At 58.7% G+C, this 15,133-nt stretch carries 19 protein-coding genes; 12 read left to right on the forward strand and 7 right to left on the reverse strand.

Annotated elements, in window-relative coordinates; translation table 11 throughout:
- Positions 1-84: 84 nt before the first annotated feature.
- The 3 genes from ACRWQA_RS17370 to ACRWQA_RS17380 all read right to left on the reverse strand — a co-directional run bounded on the left by ACRWQA_RS17370 (position 85) and on the right by ACRWQA_RS17380 (position 2,814).
- The gene (locus tag ACRWQA_RS17370) at positions 85-816 is read right to left on the reverse strand and encodes a carbonic anhydrase (RefSeq protein ID WP_263582661.1); all 732 of its coding nucleotides are present in this window, start codon (positions 814-816) and stop codon (positions 85-87) included.
- A gap of 65 nt (positions 817-881) precedes the next feature.
- Positions 882-2,141, reverse strand: coding sequence for a sensor histidine kinase (locus ACRWQA_RS17375; RefSeq protein WP_434231985.1), 1,260 nt, complete (start codon positions 2,139-2,141; stop codon positions 882-884).
- A complete protein-coding gene (locus tag ACRWQA_RS17380) occupies positions 2,131-2,814 on the reverse strand; it encodes a response regulator transcription factor (RefSeq protein WP_434231988.1) in 684 nt (227 codons plus the stop codon). The genes ACRWQA_RS17375 and ACRWQA_RS17380 overlap by 11 nt, the downstream gene beginning before the upstream one ends.
- A 268-nt stretch (positions 2,815-3,082) precedes the next feature.
- Between ACRWQA_RS17380 and ACRWQA_RS17385 the strand changes: the two genes are divergently transcribed.
- A complete protein-coding gene (locus ACRWQA_RS17385) occupies positions 3,083-3,433 on the forward strand; it encodes a VOC family protein (RefSeq protein WP_434231990.1) in 351 nt (116 codons plus the stop codon).
- 84 nt (positions 3,434-3,517) lie between these two features.
- Here the strand turns inward: ACRWQA_RS17385 and ACRWQA_RS17390 are convergent, their stop codons facing one another.
- A complete protein-coding gene (locus tag ACRWQA_RS17390; RefSeq protein ID WP_434231993.1) occupies positions 3,518-4,324 on the reverse strand; it encodes a helix-turn-helix transcriptional regulator in 807 nt (268 codons plus the stop codon).
- A gap of 232 nt (positions 4,325-4,556) precedes the next feature.
- Here ACRWQA_RS17390 and ACRWQA_RS17395 point away from each other — a divergent pair, with 232 nt between their 5' ends.
- Together ACRWQA_RS17395 and ACRWQA_RS17400 are read left to right on the forward strand one after the other, a co-directional pair.
- A complete protein-coding gene (locus ACRWQA_RS17395) occupies positions 4,557-5,933 on the forward strand; it encodes an APC family permease (RefSeq protein WP_263582656.1) in 1,377 nt (458 codons plus the stop codon).
- 11 nt (positions 5,934-5,944) lie between these two features.
- A complete protein-coding gene (locus ACRWQA_RS17400; protein ID WP_434231997.1) occupies positions 5,945-6,832 on the forward strand; it encodes a carbon-nitrogen hydrolase family protein in 888 nt (295 codons plus the stop codon).
- A 116-nt stretch (positions 6,833-6,948) separates the two neighbouring features.
- On the opposite strand, the gene ACRWQA_RS17405 is transcribed toward ACRWQA_RS17400, so the two are convergent.
- On the reverse strand, positions 6,949-7,218 hold the full coding sequence (locus ACRWQA_RS17405; protein WP_434232000.1) for an EF-hand domain-containing protein: 270 nt from the start codon (positions 7,216-7,218) through the stop codon (positions 6,949-6,951).
- A gap of 186 nt (positions 7,219-7,404) precedes the next feature.
- On the opposite strand from ACRWQA_RS17405, the gene ACRWQA_RS17410 reads away from it, so the two are divergent.
- The gene (locus tag ACRWQA_RS17410; protein ID WP_434232001.1) at positions 7,405-8,319 is read left to right on the forward strand and encodes a LysR family transcriptional regulator; all 915 of its coding nucleotides are present in this window, start codon (positions 7,405-7,407) and stop codon (positions 8,317-8,319) included.
- Positions 8,320-8,355: 36 nt separating this feature from the next.
- Here the strand turns inward: ACRWQA_RS17410 and ACRWQA_RS17415 are convergent, their stop codons facing one another.
- Entirely contained in the window at positions 8,356-8,973 is a 618-nt protein-coding gene (locus tag ACRWQA_RS17415) for a TetR/AcrR family transcriptional regulator (protein ID WP_263582652.1), read from the reverse strand.
- Positions 8,974-9,112: 139 nt separating this feature from the next.
- Here ACRWQA_RS17415 and ACRWQA_RS17420 point away from each other — a divergent pair, with 139 nt between their 5' ends.
- The 8 genes from ACRWQA_RS17420 (at position 9,113) to ACRWQA_RS17455 (ending at position 13,571) form a co-directional block, all read left to right on the forward strand.
- Entirely contained in the window at positions 9,113-9,514 is a 402-nt protein-coding gene (locus tag ACRWQA_RS17420; protein ID WP_434232004.1) for a RidA family protein, read from the forward strand.
- 165 nt (positions 9,515-9,679) lie between these two features.
- Positions 9,680-10,006: an antibiotic biosynthesis monooxygenase family protein gene (locus tag ACRWQA_RS17425; protein ID WP_263582650.1), complete on the forward strand. Its 327-nt coding sequence runs from the start codon at positions 9,680-9,682 to the stop codon at positions 10,004-10,006.
- Between the two features lie 85 nt (positions 10,007-10,091).
- Positions 10,092-10,361, forward strand: a complete 270-nt coding sequence (locus tag ACRWQA_RS17430; protein ID WP_434232006.1) for a hypothetical protein — start codon at positions 10,092-10,094, stop codon at positions 10,359-10,361.
- Between the two features lie 65 nt (positions 10,362-10,426).
- Positions 10,427-10,954, forward strand: a complete 528-nt coding sequence (locus ACRWQA_RS17435; protein WP_434232009.1) for a YdeI/OmpD-associated family protein — start codon at positions 10,427-10,429, stop codon at positions 10,952-10,954.
- Position 10,955: 1 nt separating this feature from the next.
- Positions 10,956-11,378, forward strand: coding sequence for an MAPEG family protein (locus ACRWQA_RS17440; protein ID WP_263582647.1), 423 nt, complete (start codon positions 10,956-10,958; stop codon positions 11,376-11,378).
- Positions 11,379-11,534: 156 nt separating this feature from the next.
- Positions 11,535-12,551 (forward strand): T6SS phospholipase effector Tle1-like catalytic domain-containing protein, encoded by a 1,017-nt coding sequence (locus tag ACRWQA_RS17445; RefSeq protein ID WP_263582646.1) that lies wholly within the window; start codon positions 11,535-11,537, stop codon positions 12,549-12,551.
- Between the two features lie 145 nt (positions 12,552-12,696).
- Positions 12,697-12,996, forward strand: a complete 300-nt coding sequence (locus ACRWQA_RS17450) for a TIR domain-containing protein (RefSeq protein ID WP_434232016.1) — start codon at positions 12,697-12,699, stop codon at positions 12,994-12,996.
- 356 nt (positions 12,997-13,352) lie between these two features.
- Positions 13,353-13,571: a hypothetical protein gene (locus ACRWQA_RS17455; protein ID WP_263582644.1), complete on the forward strand. Its 219-nt coding sequence runs from the start codon at positions 13,353-13,355 to the stop codon at positions 13,569-13,571.
- Positions 13,572-13,964: 393 nt separating this feature from the next.
- On the opposite strand, the gene ACRWQA_RS17460 is transcribed toward ACRWQA_RS17455, so the two are convergent.
- Entirely contained in the window at positions 13,965-15,107 is a 1,143-nt protein-coding gene (locus tag ACRWQA_RS17460) for a GGDEF domain-containing protein (RefSeq protein WP_446326205.1), read from the reverse strand.
- Between the last annotated feature and the right edge of the window lie 26 nt (positions 15,108-15,133).

Raw genomic sequence — 15,133 nt, forward strand, 5'->3', positions numbered from 1 at the left:
GTGTGGCACGCGAACTCAGCGCGATAAGAGGAAGCTGAACGGCCGGAGCCCTATGGTGACAGGGCTCCGGCTGGCATACGCCGATCATTGCAATACAGGACGCGCGTTGACCTCTTGCACCGGGCGGTTGTTGTGATGGTGGTCGATGGCCGCCAGGAACTGCTCGATCTGCTCCTTGGACGCGGTAATCGGCTGCTTCAGCACCAACCAGCGCACGCCCTCGGTGCAGGGGGGCGTCGTCAGCGAACCATTGAAGCGATAGTAATCGTGGTCGGCAGGCAGAATGCCCAGCGGTGAGATGGCTGACGTCAGCGCCAGCGTTTCGCCCTCTTGCGGCATTTGTGCCCACGCTGTTGCCAGAGCATCGTTGGCTTCTCCCTCCGTCACCATCACTGCCACCACGGCCAGGTTGCCCTCCTCGTCGGCATGTACGAGGTGCCCTTCCATGGGAAACGACTCGCCATGGATGAGGTTCTCGCTCGGCACATGAAAGTGGAACTGCTTCAGCTCGAACTCGATACCGTCAACGGTAATGGTGTCGCCCGGATGCACATTAATCTGGACGGTATGGCCGTTGTTGAGGATTTCCGCACCACCATTTTCGTAATGAAAGTCGATTGGCTCGAGTTCGGCATCAATGAACCCTGTCAGGTCGATGGGTGACTGGTTACTTCCCGCACAGGCGCCATACTCCGGGGTCAGCTGTGCCCAATTCTCAGGGCCGGTGTCGCCGGAATAGCTCCAGGAGTGGCCATCGCCGGCATAAGCAAATCCTGAAAGCAATGACATGGCGACGACAATTGCAGTTCTCTTCATGGTGTCCTCTATGGGGTCTTGTCAGGGAGAGTCGACAAGGTAACCCGGCGGACGTCAAGAACGCGTTAAGAGGGCAAGGTGGCCACGACAGGAGGAAACGTCAGGACGAAGCGGGTTCCCCCGGCTTGAGGAATCTCCAGGCGCACCTCCCAGCCGATATGCTCGACCACGCGCTTGACGATCGACAGGCCCAGCCCCGTCCCTTCGTCCCCCGCCCCTTCACCACCATGAACGAATCGTTCGAACAGCCGCTCGCGAACCTCTCGGGGAATCCCCGTGCCGGTGTCTTCGATCACCACTTGGCCTGCGGTTAGCTGCACGAGGATCAATCCCTGGTCGGTATGCTGGCAGGCATTACGCAGCAAATTGCCGATCATGATCCCGGCCAGTTCAGGGCGTACGTCGGCCCATACCCGTTCCGTCCACTCCAGCCTGCATTCGACCGGCTTTCCACTCAACAGGGGCCGGCAGCGCTCCATCTCCGACTCGATGATGGCGTTGAGGACGATGCGCGGCGAATCCAGCGAATCGGGAGCTCGCGAGAGCAGGAGCAGCGCACTGACCCGCTGCGAGGCTTCGGCAGCCACGCGCCGGATGCGCTCCGCCGCGGCATATTCCTTGGAATCTTGCGCCACCTGCGTGGCCAGCACTTCCGCCGCGCCGAGCACGATGGTCAGCGGTGTGCGCAGCTCGTGGCTGACGTCGCCGGTGAACAATCGCTCGCGCTGCAGGAACTGCTGCAATTTGTCGGTGCGCTTGGCAAAGGCACGCGCCAGGGAGCCGATTTCATCCTGCGCCGAGAGCGAAGGCAGCTCAGTCGGGCCAGCATTGCGGCCGACCGCCTCGGCAAGCGCTGCGACCGGTGCAATCACGCGCCGGGCACTCAGCACGCCGAGCACGGCGGCGAGCAGAACACTGACGACGAAGCCGACTGCCAGCGCGAGGAGGATGACCAGCTCCGTATGCTCGATTTCACCCATTTCCTGCACCACGGCATAACGACTATCGCCTTGGTCACGTAACAGGACATGCACCTGTCGGCCGCCGAGCATCAACTCGTGGTCGCCGGCGGGTAATTGCCGCAGCTCGGCTGGAATGCCGTTATCGACCAGGAAGCGCACGTCGGGTGGCGCATTCGGCACAGCACCCAAGTGATGGAGAGCGATCAATGTGTCCGCCATCTTGGCGAGTCGTGCGTCGATTACCTGTTCTTCGATAACCGTTACGGCAATGTAGGTCACCGCGCTAAAGGCGCCGGCCACCGCGACGGTAAGCAGAACGTAGGTGAGCGCGATGCGCTTCTTGAGCGAAAGCCTAGGCTTCATTGGGCACCATCAAGCGATAACCGGTGCCTGGCAAGGTCAGCAGCATAGGGTAGGAAAAAGGCTTGTCGAGCGACTGACGCAGCGTATGGATATGCGTTCGCAAGGCATCGCTATCGGGAGGGTTGTCGCCCCATATCTCGCGCTCGATCGCTTCGCGGGTTATCAACTGCGGGGCGGCATGCATCAGCGCCGTGAGAATCTTGTAGCCCGTCGGCGTCAGCTCGAGTGGCTGTCCGGCGCGGGTGGCATGGCCGGTACCCAGATCGAGCCGAAGTTCGCCGAAGACCAGGACCGATTGCACATGCTCGTTACGCGCTCGGCGAACCAATGCCTTCAGGCGCGCATCCAGTTCGGGAAGGGAATAAGGCTTGACCAGGTAATCGTCGGCACCCACCTCGAAGCCGGTCAACTTGTCGTGCACCGAATCGCGTGCCGTCAGCATCAGTATCGGCGTTGCCAGCCGGTGCTGCTGACGCAGCGTCCTGCATACCTCCACGCCATCCATGCCCGGTAGCGAAAGGTCGAGGATGATCGCGTCGTGAAAGGATCCCGTAGCGCAGGAGATACCCGCATCACCATTGCGCGCCACGTCCAGCATATAGCCGAGCGGTTCCAGATATCCGTACAGGTTCGCGATGATATCCGGATTGTCCTCGATGATCAGAACATGCATGAGCTGCCCACCCCGCACGACATCATGACCCCGCCATCTTCCAGCGGTGGTTCGTTCGCGCCCATGCGCTTTCGCTGCCTTCCCCGCGACCCCGGAAGACAAGAGTAAGTAGAAGTCACGTTGGATGCAAAACAGTGCGATGGCAGGTCGGCAATATCCAAGGGAAAACGCAACGACTTGCGCTCACGCAAGTGGCACGACCCAGGCGAGGCCACTAGCTTTAGTGCGAAACAAGCTTCAAGCATGCCAACAAGAATCGAGGTGACACATGAAGGTCAAACGCATCATGTCCAACACGGCGACGTCGGATTTCGACAAGGCGGCCGCCTTCTATGGTGAGATTCTGGGCCTCGACCTGTTCATGGACCACGGCTGGTTTCGAACGTACGGCTCGGATGAAAGGATGATGGTTCAGGTGAGCTTCGGTACAGAGGGCGGCTCGGGCACACCCGTGCCGGATCTCTCCATCGAAGTCGACGATATCGAAGCGGCGCTGTCACGCTTCGAGAAGGCAAGCGTACCCATCGAGTACGGGCCCGCCAGCGAACCTTGGGGCGTGAGGCGGTTCTATGTCCGCGACCCGTTCGGCAAGCTCATCAATATTCTGCAGCATGAATGAACGACTTCGTTTCATGTGAGAGTCCGCCGGTAGATTGACGGTGAGCGCGGCAAGACGTTCGAGATTGGCGTCCAGGTATTTGGCTCAGTCATGTGCGGTCAGCCGCGCAAACAGTGGCATCAGCAAAGCGAACAGCTCCGCCTGAGAGGAAATATTGCACTTGGCATAGAGCTGGCGACGGAAGACCTTCACCGTCTGGGCGCTGACATTCAGGTGCAAACCAATGGACAAGGAGGAGTGGCCTCGCAGGATAAACAGGGCCACCTCGGCCTGGCGCGGGCTCAACCGGATGCCATGCTCCTGCTCCAGAGCATCGCGCAGGCGCTTTCCCAGAGGTGCAGGGGTCGTTCCGGCATCACCCTCGGGACGATAATGTCGCCAATGCGTCTCCATCAGGGCGCTGAGGATCATCTCGTTCCGCCGCAAGGCCTCGATCTCGCGCTTGCCGAAAGGCTTGCCGCTGGAACGATCCCTGCCGAAGCAGGCGGTTAGCGTAATGGCATCGCTGATGCTGGCAAAAACCGCCACCTCATCGAGCAAGGTGGTCTGCTTGTAATAGTTGTTGTAGTAATGCGTTCGACGGAAGTGGTCCGGCGCCACTTCCATCAGCCGGCGCACGCCCACGACGTTGCCTTTGAGATGTTCGCGGTAGAACGGATCGAGCAGATAGGCTCCGCCCAGGTATTGGCTGTCCATCGGCAGGTAGACCACCGGATCGGTGTACTCCCGGTAGAGCACCGCCGGGCGCTGTTCGCCGTGGTAGGCAATGATGATCAAGTTGTCGAATGCGGCCAGCCCTCTCGCCAGTGCAGAGAACCGATAGGGCAGTTCGGGCGTTGCCAAGTCCTTGATGGCATTGGCAAGAAGCTCGTCACGTTCACTGTGTTTCACCGATAGCACACCCGCAAAGCCATACCACGCTGGGGTTATGTACCTCCCGATAGCCGGCCAATACCGTTGTAACAGGGCAGTGACTACGTAGCGCAGTCTAGCCGGGCCCAATCGGCACCGGCAACTGCGGGGCGAAGCCACTCGCTCGTGGAGGACCATGCCTCACCACACAATCGCGTCGCACCGGCCCGGCAAGGTCTCGGCGCGGCCCAACGTGCCCTGGAGACGGATCATGTCGGACAACAATATCAAACTCGAGAGAACCTTATCCCTGAAGGCCGTCGTGCTCTTCGGCCTGGCGTACATGACGCCGCTTATCGTGCTCGGTACCTTTGGCATAATCGCCAGCGCCAGCGAAGGTGCCGTGCCCACGGCCTACCTCATCACCACCGTGGCCATGCTGTTCACGGCCTATAGCTACGGCATCATGGCGCGAGCCTATCCGGTTTCCGGCTCGGCCTATACCTACGCACGCAAGGCCATCGATTCACGAGTGGGCTTCATGGTGGGCTGGAGCGTGCTGCTGGACTATTTCTTCCTGCCCATGGTGATCTGGCTGATCGGTGCCGCCTATCTGAACGCGCGCTTTCCCGAAGTGCCGACCTGGATTTTTTTGCTGGGCTTCATCGGCATCACCACTCTGCTCAACGTCTACGGCATCAAGCTGGCGGCCAAGGTGAACTCGCTGCTGATGGTGTTCCAGATCCTGGTCATCGGCTTCTTCGTGCTGCTGTCGATTCGCCACGTGTTCGCTACTGGCGGTAGCGATGCCCTGTTCAGCCTGGCCCCGTTCATCGGCAACGATGCCGGTTTTACCACCATCGCCACAGGGGCTGCGGTGGCAGCCTACGCCTTCCTCGGCTTCGATGCCGTTACCACCCTGACGGAAGAGACCATCGAGCCCAGGCACAACATCCCCCGGGCAATCATGCTCACCGCACTCATTGGCGGCGGCATCTACGTGCTGGTGGGCTACACCACCCAACTGGCGCATCCGGGCAGCGATTTCATCGATGCCGATTCCGCCGCCTTCGAGATCGCCAGGATGATCGGCGCGGACCTTTTCGGTGCTGTCTTTCTGGCCGGCATGGTACTGGCGCAGTTCACCTCCGGCATCGCCGCCCAGGCCAGTGCCTCACGACTGCTGTTCGCCATGGGCCGCGATGCGGTACTGCCGCGCAAGCTGTTCGGGGCGCTGCACCCACATTTTCGCACCCCGGTCTTCAGCATCGTGCTGACCGGCGCTATCGGTATCATCGCCCTGTTCCTGGACGTGCTGTCCGCCGCCTCGTTCATCAACTTCGGGGCATTCATCGCTTTCACCATGGTCAACCTTTCGGTCATCTTCCTTGTCAGCAAGGATGCCGACGCCAAGCGCCGCTATGGCGTTCTCAAGGGCATGGTGGTGCCGCTGATCGGTGCGATTATCAACCTCTGGCTGATGAGCAAGCTCGACATCAACGCGGTCATCCTGGGCTCGATCTGGCTCACGCTCGGACTGGTGCAGCTGATCTACCTGACCCGCTTCTTCCATCGCGAACCGCCGGAAGTGGACTTCGACGAATCGGAACCCGAGCCGGCACCTGCCCCCGCTGAAGCAAACCTGTAACGGAGACATTCATGCCAAGATACTTGCCCATCCTGGTCATTCAGGAAGCCTCTCGCGAGCCCGGCACGGATGCCGAGCTTCGGGACTTCGAGGCCGAATTGGCGGTTTACCTGAGCGACTTCGGGGCCGGGTTCGAGCAGCCAAGAATGGTGATCTATCCGGAGTTTCATCTGTGTGGGGCCAGTGGCACACCAGAGCAGCGCACTGCGCAACTGGAAGCCGCCGCCGAGCCGATCGACGGCCCTCGCGACCGGCACCTGACGCGCATCGCCCGTGACCTCGGCATCTGGTTACTGCCGGGCACGGTCTGCGAACGGGACGAGGACGGCCATCTGTACAACGCCGCCCCGGTGTACTCGCCCCAAGGAGAGCGTGTAGCGGCCTATCGCAAGTGCTTTCCCTGGCGCCCCTACGAGCCCTTCCGCCCAGGCAATCGCTTCGAGGTGTTTGACGTTCCCGGCGTGGGCCGGGTCGGACTGGCGGTCTGCTACGACATCTGGTTTCCCGAAGTGGTGCGGCAACTGGCCTGGTTGGGGGCCGACGTGATCGTCAACCAGGCCGCCACTTCCACCTGCGACCGCGCCCAGGAACAGGTACTTGTCCAGGCCAACGCCATTTTCAATCAAGTCTTCATGGTCAGCGCCAACGCGGCCGCGCCCTCCGGTGAGGGCCAGAGCCTGATCGTCGACCCCGAGGGCCATATCCGCGCGCAGATGCCGGGGGCGACCCCTGGCATCCTCACCGATGTCTTGAACCTGGACGAAGTGGCGCGAGTACGTACTTTCGGCACCGCGGGTGTGAACCGTATGTGGTCCCAGTTCCAGGAGAACGACCCCATACTGGAATTGCCAATGTATGAGGGCCGGATAAATCCGCGCCAATGGCAACGGGGGCCATGAGAGGCTGGCCCAGCATTTTCTGCGAGTAACGAAAGAGGGAGGCAATATGCCTCCCTCTTTTACTGTGCGGCTGGGAATTCCAACTCGCAGCTACTTCAGCTCATCATGCCGAGCAATCAACGTGGGCGGAAGTTGAACTCCTGGCGGGAGATCGCGCCGTTATGGTCGCGGTCCAGGATGACGAAGACTTCAGGCAGGTTGCCCGCCTTGGCCTCTTCACGGGAAATACGGCCGTCGCCATCCTGGTCCAGTTGCTCGAAGCCATTCTGGCCGGAGGCGTTCGAGGAAGCAGTAGGCGGAACCAGCTCTTCTGCGCCCATTTCGGCAAGGGCGACACCAGAGGACAGGGCCAGAGCAAGGAACAGTGCGGTTTTTTGAGCTTTCATGATATCTCTCTCGTTTCTAATACGGGGTTGAGGTCCGGCACTCTCGTAACGACTGGATTCCTGAATGCCGACCGATGGTTGTATTCTATAGACCACCAATCATTGCACTAGACCCTGTTTTTCTAACGTTGCGTTTCCTCTGGGAAACGCATAACGTACCGCTACTACCTCACCGGTACCGATGCGATGCACGACCTCAATGACCTGTACTACTTCCATGCCGTGGTCACGTACCAGGGCTTCTCGGCGGCCTCGCGCCACATCGGCGTGCCCAAGGGAACGCTCAGCAAGCGCGTCGCACGCCTCGAAGAACGGCTCAAGGTGCGCCTGCTGGAGCGTTCGACCCGCAAGATCCGCACCACGGACGTAGGGCATTCGTTCTTCGAACACTGCCAGACCATGCTCGCCGGCGCCGAAGCGGCGGAAACGGTAGTGGCGCAGGCCCACGCGGAGCCCAACGGCATCGTGCGGCTCAGTTGCCCGCAAGGACTGATCCAGAACCTCATCGAGGAGGTCCTGCCGGCGTTCATGAAGACCTACCCCAAGGTCCGCGTGCACATGATGGTTTTCGATCGCCGCGCTGACCTGATCGAGGATCGTCTCGACATTGCCATTCGCGTGCGCACCAAGACGGACCTGTCCGATGCTTCGCTGATCATGCGCCCGCTGGGGCAGAATCATCTGGTGATGGCAGTCAGTCCGGCAGTGCATGCCGCCTGCAAGCGGGGGCTAACCATCGACGAACTCGCAGAGGTGCCGACGCTTTCGATGGGAGGCGAGACGGACGAGGTTCGCTGGGAGTTGACGGGGCCGAACGACGAGACCCGCGTGATCGAACTGCGCCCCCGGCTGATGTGCAGCAATTTCGACATGCTGCTCGCGGCAGCGTGCCAGGGGCTAGGCGTGGCGCTGCTGCCCATTCACATTTGCCGCGTGAGCTTCGCCAAGGGGGAGCTTGTACATGTGCTGCCGGAGTGGCGCTCACCCTACGGCACGATCCAGGCGGTCTTCTCCAACCGCAAGGGGCTCGTGCCCTCCGTCAGAGCGCTGATCGACTTCCTCGCCCAGGCCATCCCTTGCAAGCTCTCGGTGGAAGCCTGACTTTGGCCAGCGCCCCCGCCTAAAGCGCGGACTTGGCTATGAGACCGAACGTCTCACAAGCCTCTCCTCGGTTTGCAGCAAGCCGGCAGCGAGCTGTCGGAACGCCTCGACGGCCTTCGGCAGAACGGCGCGGGGGTCGTCGGCGGCAGCAATCCATAAAGCCGCGTTGAGCGCCGCCCCGTTGATCAACCGGGCAGCGGCCTCGGCATCCACCGGCTTGACCGTGCCCTCATCGATGAGCGCCTGGAGGGTCTGTGTCGTGCGCAGCAGGCACGCATTCTGGTTGGGCCATTGCGAGGGGTCACCGAGTACGGCCGGCCCGTCCAGCAGCATGATGCGCTGGACTTCCGGTTCCAGCGCCATTTCGATATAGGCCACTCCCTCCTCAAGAAGGCCGTCCCAGCGGCTTGCCGCCTCATCCTGGGCAGCCAGCATCCGCTCCACCATCTCCCGGTCGATCTGGTCGACCACAGCCTGCAGCAGCCCCTGCTTGCCACCGAAGTTATGGTAGAGCGCCCCCCGCGTCAGCCCGGCTTCGGCGGTTAGCTCGTCCATGGATGCTGCCGCATAGCCCTTGGTCGCAAAGGCCTTGCGAGCGGCTCGAATGAGCTTGGCCCTGGTCTCTTCCATCATCTGCGCACGTTTCGTGGCCACGACACACTCCTCAAACCTGCCTACGCCTAGCTGGCCAACTTTAACATACAATGCGTATGCGTATTGACATACGAAGCGTATGTGTCCAGCATGCCACATACGGGGCGTATATCAACTCCCCTTCAACCGGAGCAGAACGATGGCCAAACGCGATGCAGTCTTCCCTGCCGGCCGGCAGGCGCTATACGAGATCAACCGCTACTCGGCGGCGATCCGCTCGGGCGACTTCCTGTTCGTCTCGGGCCAGGTCGGTAGCCGCGAGGATGGCTCCCCCGAGCCGGATTTCGAAAAGCAGGTCGAGCTCGCCTTCGATAACCTTACGGCCGTTCTCGAGGCAGCCGGTTGCACCTTCGACGACATCGTCGACGTGACCACCTTCCACACCGATCCCGCCGCTCAGTGGGAAGCGATCGACAGGGTTCGAACGAAAGCGATTGGCGAACCGCCCTACCCCAACTGGACCGCGGTGGGCGTGAACTGGCTGGCGGGCTTCGATTTCGAGATCAAGGTCATCGCGCGGATTCCGCAACCGGCGGCGTAACCCCTCAATAACGCACCGCCGCTTGATCAACGGCGGTGTGCACCAACTAACGTTGACCTCAACTTACCTTCAGGTTCTATGCTTCCTGCATGCGGAGCGATGGCAGGCCCCGACCTTTCACTTGCTACGCAAAAAGTACTTTCAATCGTCAGCAAGGAGGCGCCCGTGGCAAAGAGTCTTCCCATCTTTCGCGTCGACAAGTTTTCTGTACCTGAAGCCGCTCGCGAAACATTCCTTAAAAGGGTCCGCGACACGCATCAAGTGCTAAGACGCCAGCCAGGATTTATTACAGACTCGATTCTAGAGCAGGTAGCGGGCTCTGGAAGGTTCAACATCGTGACGATAGCGGAATGGGAGAGCCAAGAGGCAATCGATGCTGCTCGCATGGCAGTCACCAAGGCTCACAGAGAAAATGGTTTTGACCCGCAAGAAACCATGGCTCGACTTGGAATCGAGGCCGACATCGCGAATTATCAACCTATTGAGCCCTAGCCCTGAAACAGCACGCTACCGGTAGCTAAGCCATACTGCAGCGTATGGTGCGGTCAAGCCAGACGAGAAAACCAGGGAGCGCCTCATGGACGAAGATCTAGAGAGGATGACCCGCGAAGAGCTTGTCGAAGAAGCCAAGCGGCTACGCCAGGGTATTCGTGAACATCGCGACTGCAGCCGGCACGATCTCTGCTGGCACCATCCCGCCCTGTGGGGGCTACTGCCCGACAAGACCGACCCGATTCCCGTGGTACCGGAATGGCCCGAATTCATCAGGGGCTGCATCAAGTACCGGCAGTCGCTCGATGAACAGATGCCAAACGCCCCGCGCACCGATAAGCCGTATGAGGATTAACCTTGGTATGCTCACATGATGCAGCTGCCAGCTTACTGACACGCACCTTTGAGAGCCATGACCCGATGAGCCTCCTGCGCTTTCGCACCACTATCGAAATCAACAACATCAATCCCTATGTGCTCGTCGCGGCAGCGCAAGCCGAGCAGCTCAGGCCGGGGTGGCGCAAGCCCATGCCGGTGTGTGTCCGAATCAAGGGGGAGCCCGACGCGACATGCCGAATCAACATGATGCCAGTGGGTGACGGCAGCTTTTACCTCTACCTGAATGGCGAGGCGCGCAAGGCCTCGAACACCAAGGTGGGTGACACAGTCAGCCTGGGGATAGAGTTCGACGAGGCGTACCAGAGCGGCCCTGTGAACCCGATGCCACCCTGGTTCAGCGAAGCCCTGGAGCAAAACCCGCATGCCACGCAGGCCTGGAACGACCTGATACCCAGCTTGAAGAAAGAATTCCTGCGCTATTTCGCCAGGCTGAAATCGCCGGAAGCTCAGGCTCGCAATGCTCAGCAAGCCTTGTATGTTCTCTCGGGAAACAGGGGCAGGTTCCTGGCCCGGTCATGGCACGAAGGGCGAGTTCAAGAAGGTAGATGACATGAATGAAGTCGTGCACTGGTACGCCTTGTCTACGGTGCTACTGTTCGTGAAAATGTTCGCCATTTCCCTGTTTCAGGGGTATCACCGAATCGGCAAGCGAACCTTCAAGACACCTGAAGATGCAGCCCTCGTTGGGCGGCAAGCCGCCGCGGAGGAATTACCCCAGGTTCAGCGCGCCGCCAATGCCTGGCGCAACGACCTCGAGAACATTCCGATATTCCTCGCCCTTGGCGTTGCCTATGTTTGGGTGGAAGCCTCACCGGGCCTGGCGCCTTGGCTGTTCCTCCTGTTCACGGCAGCGCGATACCTGCACACTGTGTTTTTTCTGTCGGCACTGCAGCCTTGGCGTACGGTCGCCTATGGCGCAGGCATCGTCTGCCTCTTTGCCATGTGCACAATGATTATCGCAGCGCTATTCTGACACCCCGCCTTAACCCAACGTTGTAAGCGATTTACCACATGCGTGTAAGCCATGACCTCAATCAAAGCGTTGAGGGTCTTTTTTGGATTATATGATGTAGCACGTTCATAGCATTGGGTTTACGTTAAGTAAAAAAATGCGGGGAGAAGTGGCGGGATGAAACGCATCGTCATCTGCGCCGATGGCACCTGGCAATGCCCGGAAAGCGACACCGCCACGCATGTGTTGCGCCTGGCACGCGGCATCGCGCCCTGTTGCGACAACGGTATCAAGCAGATCGTGTACTACGACTGGGGCGTGGGCACTGAGGGTGACAGCATTCGCGGTGGTGCCACCGGCGCCGGTATCGACAAGAACATCATGGATTGCTATCGCTTCATCGTGCACAACTACGAGCCTGGCGATCAGCTCTTCCTGTTCGGCTTCAGCCGCGGGGCCTACACCGTGCGCTCACTGGCCGGGCTCATCCGCAACTGTGGTGTGCTGCTCCGGCTCTACGCCGACCGCATCCCGGAAGCCTATCAGCTCTACCGACAGCGCTCACGGAGCTCGGCGCCCAGTGCCGAAAGATCCACTGACTTCCGCCGCGCCTACGCCGTCGCGGATATCACCCCAATTGAGTTCCTTGGCGTGTGGGATACTGTGGGTGCCCTCGGCATTCCCGCTCCCTTCCTCGGCACCCTGGGTACCGAGCGCTACCTGTTCCACGACACCGAGCCCAGCAGCATCATCTGCCATGCCCGGCATGCCGTCTCCATCGACGAAAACCGCCAGGACTTCGAGCCCACGCTGTGGTCGGCCAAGCCCGGCATCGACCTGAAGCAGGTGTGGTTCGCCGGCGTGCACACCGATATCGGCGGCGGCTACCCGCAGCGCGAACTCGGCGATTACGCAGGCCAATGGATGGTGACCGAAGCCGAACGGTGCGGTCTTGCCCTCGAGCCTCACTTCGTTGCCTCGATGAACCCGCGACATAGCGGCCGGCAACACGACGAGTACAAGGGCTTCTACAAGATCATGCGCCGCTCGCAACACCGCACCCCGGAACCTTGCCTGCACCAGAGCGTGCGCCTGCGTTGGGAAGACCCGCATGTGACCTACCAGAGCCCGGCGTTGAAACAAATGCTCGATTCGGTAGGTGGGGATTGGGGTAAGGTGGAGCTGGTGGGGTAAGTGTTGGTTAGATCAAGAGAATGGCAGTTTACGATCCACAGAAGAACTGCCGGGCGAAGCAGAAAATCCAATGCTTGATAACGAGGAAAATCCATAACAAGTCACGCAAAGCGGACGGGGAGGCGCGTCGCTTCGATAAACCAGTGTGCTTGCTGGTTGCGTAAGTTTTCATGGCAAAAATTATTCGAAACAAGGATGTGCCAATTTGAGCATCGAGTTTTTAGAAAGTGATTATGACAAGGCAAGTTGCCTGGTAAACTTGCTTAGCGTAAGAGCTAGCGGCCTTGCCGCAGATGACTTTGTAATCGTTCTCTATACGGCGTGTGATCATGGCCGTGGGGCACATGAATCACAAGTTCGACAAAAAAATAGGGCTCGCCAGAATGGCGTCTTTGAGCATGGCTATCTTATGGCTAAGCTGGGAAGGGAAATGTTTGCTCGCTAGTCAAAGGCGACATTGAAACACCCAATGACATTAGTGGTGTTGTTTATGTTATGCTAGATACATTTGGGGCATGAAAAAATGAGGTTGTAAAAGATCTTAAAGCTTGCGGATAAACTGTTAAAAGCTTTTTATAGCTACTCGTTTAATCCTAACGGGCGCAGTAGATCAGACAGCTTTTCCGTTGCAGTTTCGCCTTTCACTACAGAACCGCGCATATAGGCCGCATTATATCAGAATAGACTTAACGTCCGCTCCTGGCCGAATGTAGAACGTTAGTCTATCCTGATGATATAGATATAGCAGTTTTTTATGCTTACAGTTGATAATTCAGTTTTCCTTGACATTAGGAGAGGTCCATGCAAGATATAAGACGACTTGAGGTTGGCATGACCACAAAGATTGGCACGGATCAGGTGAAGGAGCCTGAGGTGGGCAGGGAGTATGTCCGGGCGCTCGATTCCAATACTTGGCTTCTGTTTACCGAAGACCCGGCCGAGGATCGACCAGTTGTTGTTCGCATTGATAGCATCGACGGTGATGTGTGTCACTGCACGGTGACTCGAAAATTAAGTTGATAGCTGCTCTAATCTTTATTTTCGCTCTCGACTTAGCTGACTAGGCCATCGTGCAATGACGTCAGTTTTTTGGCGGTGATACAGTCTGCGCTCAGACCAATGACTGGCCGCCCGTCATATGCAAGCGGACGGCGCTTAAACGCGGCTCGCTTCATGCTCTCGTCCCTTCAAGACCGTTCAGTCTTTGCTGTGTTTGATAGGTCAATCAAGCAGAACGTCTTACCCCGGCGCGCCAAGGAACGAATAGTAGCGGCTTATATTAACGATATTCGATTGATGGATCCTGGCCGTTAGCTGCCAAAAAACGTCCGGATCAGTGCCAGCGAGAAGCTAGAAGGGACGCTCGAGCGGCGAACGACGCGATGTACCGGGAATCCAACTCCCCCTTCCCATTCATCCCTCTTCCCTCCCCTCGCGACACATCACTACCCGGTTCCTGCCGTCGCGCTTGCCAACGTATAGTGACTGATCCGCTCGCGTGATCAAGGAGTCAAGGTCGGCCTCTTCCGTGTGCGCCAAAGCGATACCTATGGTGACGCTTAGGCGCATCTCGCTCATATCTTCCTGTAACGGAAGCTCGGCGACCCTCTTCTTCAAGCGCTCCGCCACGATTTGAGCATCTTCGGGGCCGGTGTCCGGCAGGGCCACCATGAATTCTTCGCCTCCGAAACGCCCTATCACGTCAGTGGGGCGTAGAGACTGCGCACAAGCCTCCGCAATCTTGGCCAGCACCCTGTCCCCATGCGTGTGGCCCCAAGTATCATTGATACTCTTGAAATGATCGACATCGATCATGAAAAGGCTGAATGGTTTCTTTTCCATTCGCGAGCGCTGCAACAGAGCCTTGGCCCGCTTCATGAAATGGCTTCGGCTATCCAATCCCGTCAGAGCATCCCGTTCGGCGACCATGCGCAACTGAGCTTCCAGGTCCTTTCGAAGAGCGATTTCCTTGAGCAGATGATGATTTTGGTCACGCTCTTCTTGAAGCAATGCAAATTGCTTGCGCTGAAGGTTTTCCAAACGCAGCAAGGCACAGAAGCCCACTGCATTGGTCATAATCAACAACAGCGACAAGCGAAGCGCCGCCACTGGTGAAATATCCGCGAACAGCACTGCAGCGGCCAGAAAACCAACACTCAAATAGAGGCTCGCAAACGCCACCACCGTCAGAAGATTAGGAATCAGGAGATAGAAGGCCATGGTGGCTACCACCACCGCTGTTATCTGGGTCAAGAGGCTCTCGGGGCGCAAGGGAACGATCAAAATGATCCCCGTCGCAAGTATCCAGAGCGGCAAAGCGTGCAACCAGATTTTACGGAAGTAGTTCCCCCAACGTCCGATAATGAATGCCAGGAGAAGGCAGAGGCTCACCACCACGACACGCATAGTGATCAGCAAATAATATTCTCTGGTAAAGCCAAGAAGGTTGTAGTCAGAAATAGCAAACATGCCGAAGATGAAGGACACCAGAATCAACGAGAGACGTGTTTCAAACCGCGCCCTCGTCTTGATAAGCCTGCGATACATCGACTCCATGCGATATTCGCAAAATTGTCCAGTCA

The sequence above is a fragment of the Billgrantia sp. C5P2 genome, from assembly GCF_051062895.2.

Coding starts and splice junctions, on each gene's coding strand:
- ACRWQA_RS17370 (WP_263582661.1), bottom strand. CDS start 816: ATGAAGAGAACTGCAATTGTCGTCGCCATGTCATTGCTTTCAGGATTT.
- ACRWQA_RS17375 (WP_434231985.1), bottom strand. CDS start 2,141: ATGAAGCCTAGGCTTTCGCTCAAGAAGCGCATCGCGCTCACCTACGTT.
- ACRWQA_RS17380 (WP_434231988.1), bottom strand. CDS start 2,814: ATGCATGTTCTGATCATCGAGGACAATCCGGATATCATCGCGAACCTG.
- ACRWQA_RS17385 (WP_434231990.1), top strand. CDS start 3,083: ATGAAGGTCAAACGCATCATGTCCAACACGGCGACGTCGGATTTCGAC.
- ACRWQA_RS17395 (WP_263582656.1), top strand. CDS start 4,557: ATGTCGGACAACAATATCAAACTCGAGAGAACCTTATCCCTGAAGGCC.
- ACRWQA_RS17400 (WP_434231997.1), top strand. CDS start 5,945: ATGCCAAGATACTTGCCCATCCTGGTCATTCAGGAAGCCTCTCGCGAG.
- ACRWQA_RS17405 (WP_434232000.1), bottom strand. CDS start 7,218: ATGAAAGCTCAAAAAACCGCACTGTTCCTTGCTCTGGCCCTGTCCTCT.
- ACRWQA_RS17410 (WP_434232001.1), top strand. CDS start 7,405: ATGCACGACCTCAATGACCTGTACTACTTCCATGCCGTGGTCACGTAC.
- ACRWQA_RS17420 (WP_434232004.1), top strand. CDS start 9,113: ATGGCCAAACGCGATGCAGTCTTCCCTGCCGGCCGGCAGGCGCTATAC.
- ACRWQA_RS17430 (WP_434232006.1), top strand. CDS start 10,092: ATGGACGAAGATCTAGAGAGGATGACCCGCGAAGAGCTTGTCGAAGAA.
- ACRWQA_RS17435 (WP_434232009.1), top strand. CDS start 10,427: ATGAGCCTCCTGCGCTTTCGCACCACTATCGAAATCAACAACATCAAT.
- ACRWQA_RS17440 (WP_263582647.1), top strand. CDS start 10,956: ATGAATGAAGTCGTGCACTGGTACGCCTTGTCTACGGTGCTACTGTTC.
- ACRWQA_RS17445 (WP_263582646.1), top strand. CDS start 11,535: ATGAAACGCATCGTCATCTGCGCCGATGGCACCTGGCAATGCCCGGAA.
- ACRWQA_RS17455 (WP_263582644.1), top strand. CDS start 13,353: ATGCAAGATATAAGACGACTTGAGGTTGGCATGACCACAAAGATTGGC.
- ACRWQA_RS17460 (WP_446326205.1), bottom strand. CDS start 15,107: ATGGAGTCGATGTATCGCAGGCTTATCAAGACGAGGGCGCGGTTTGAA.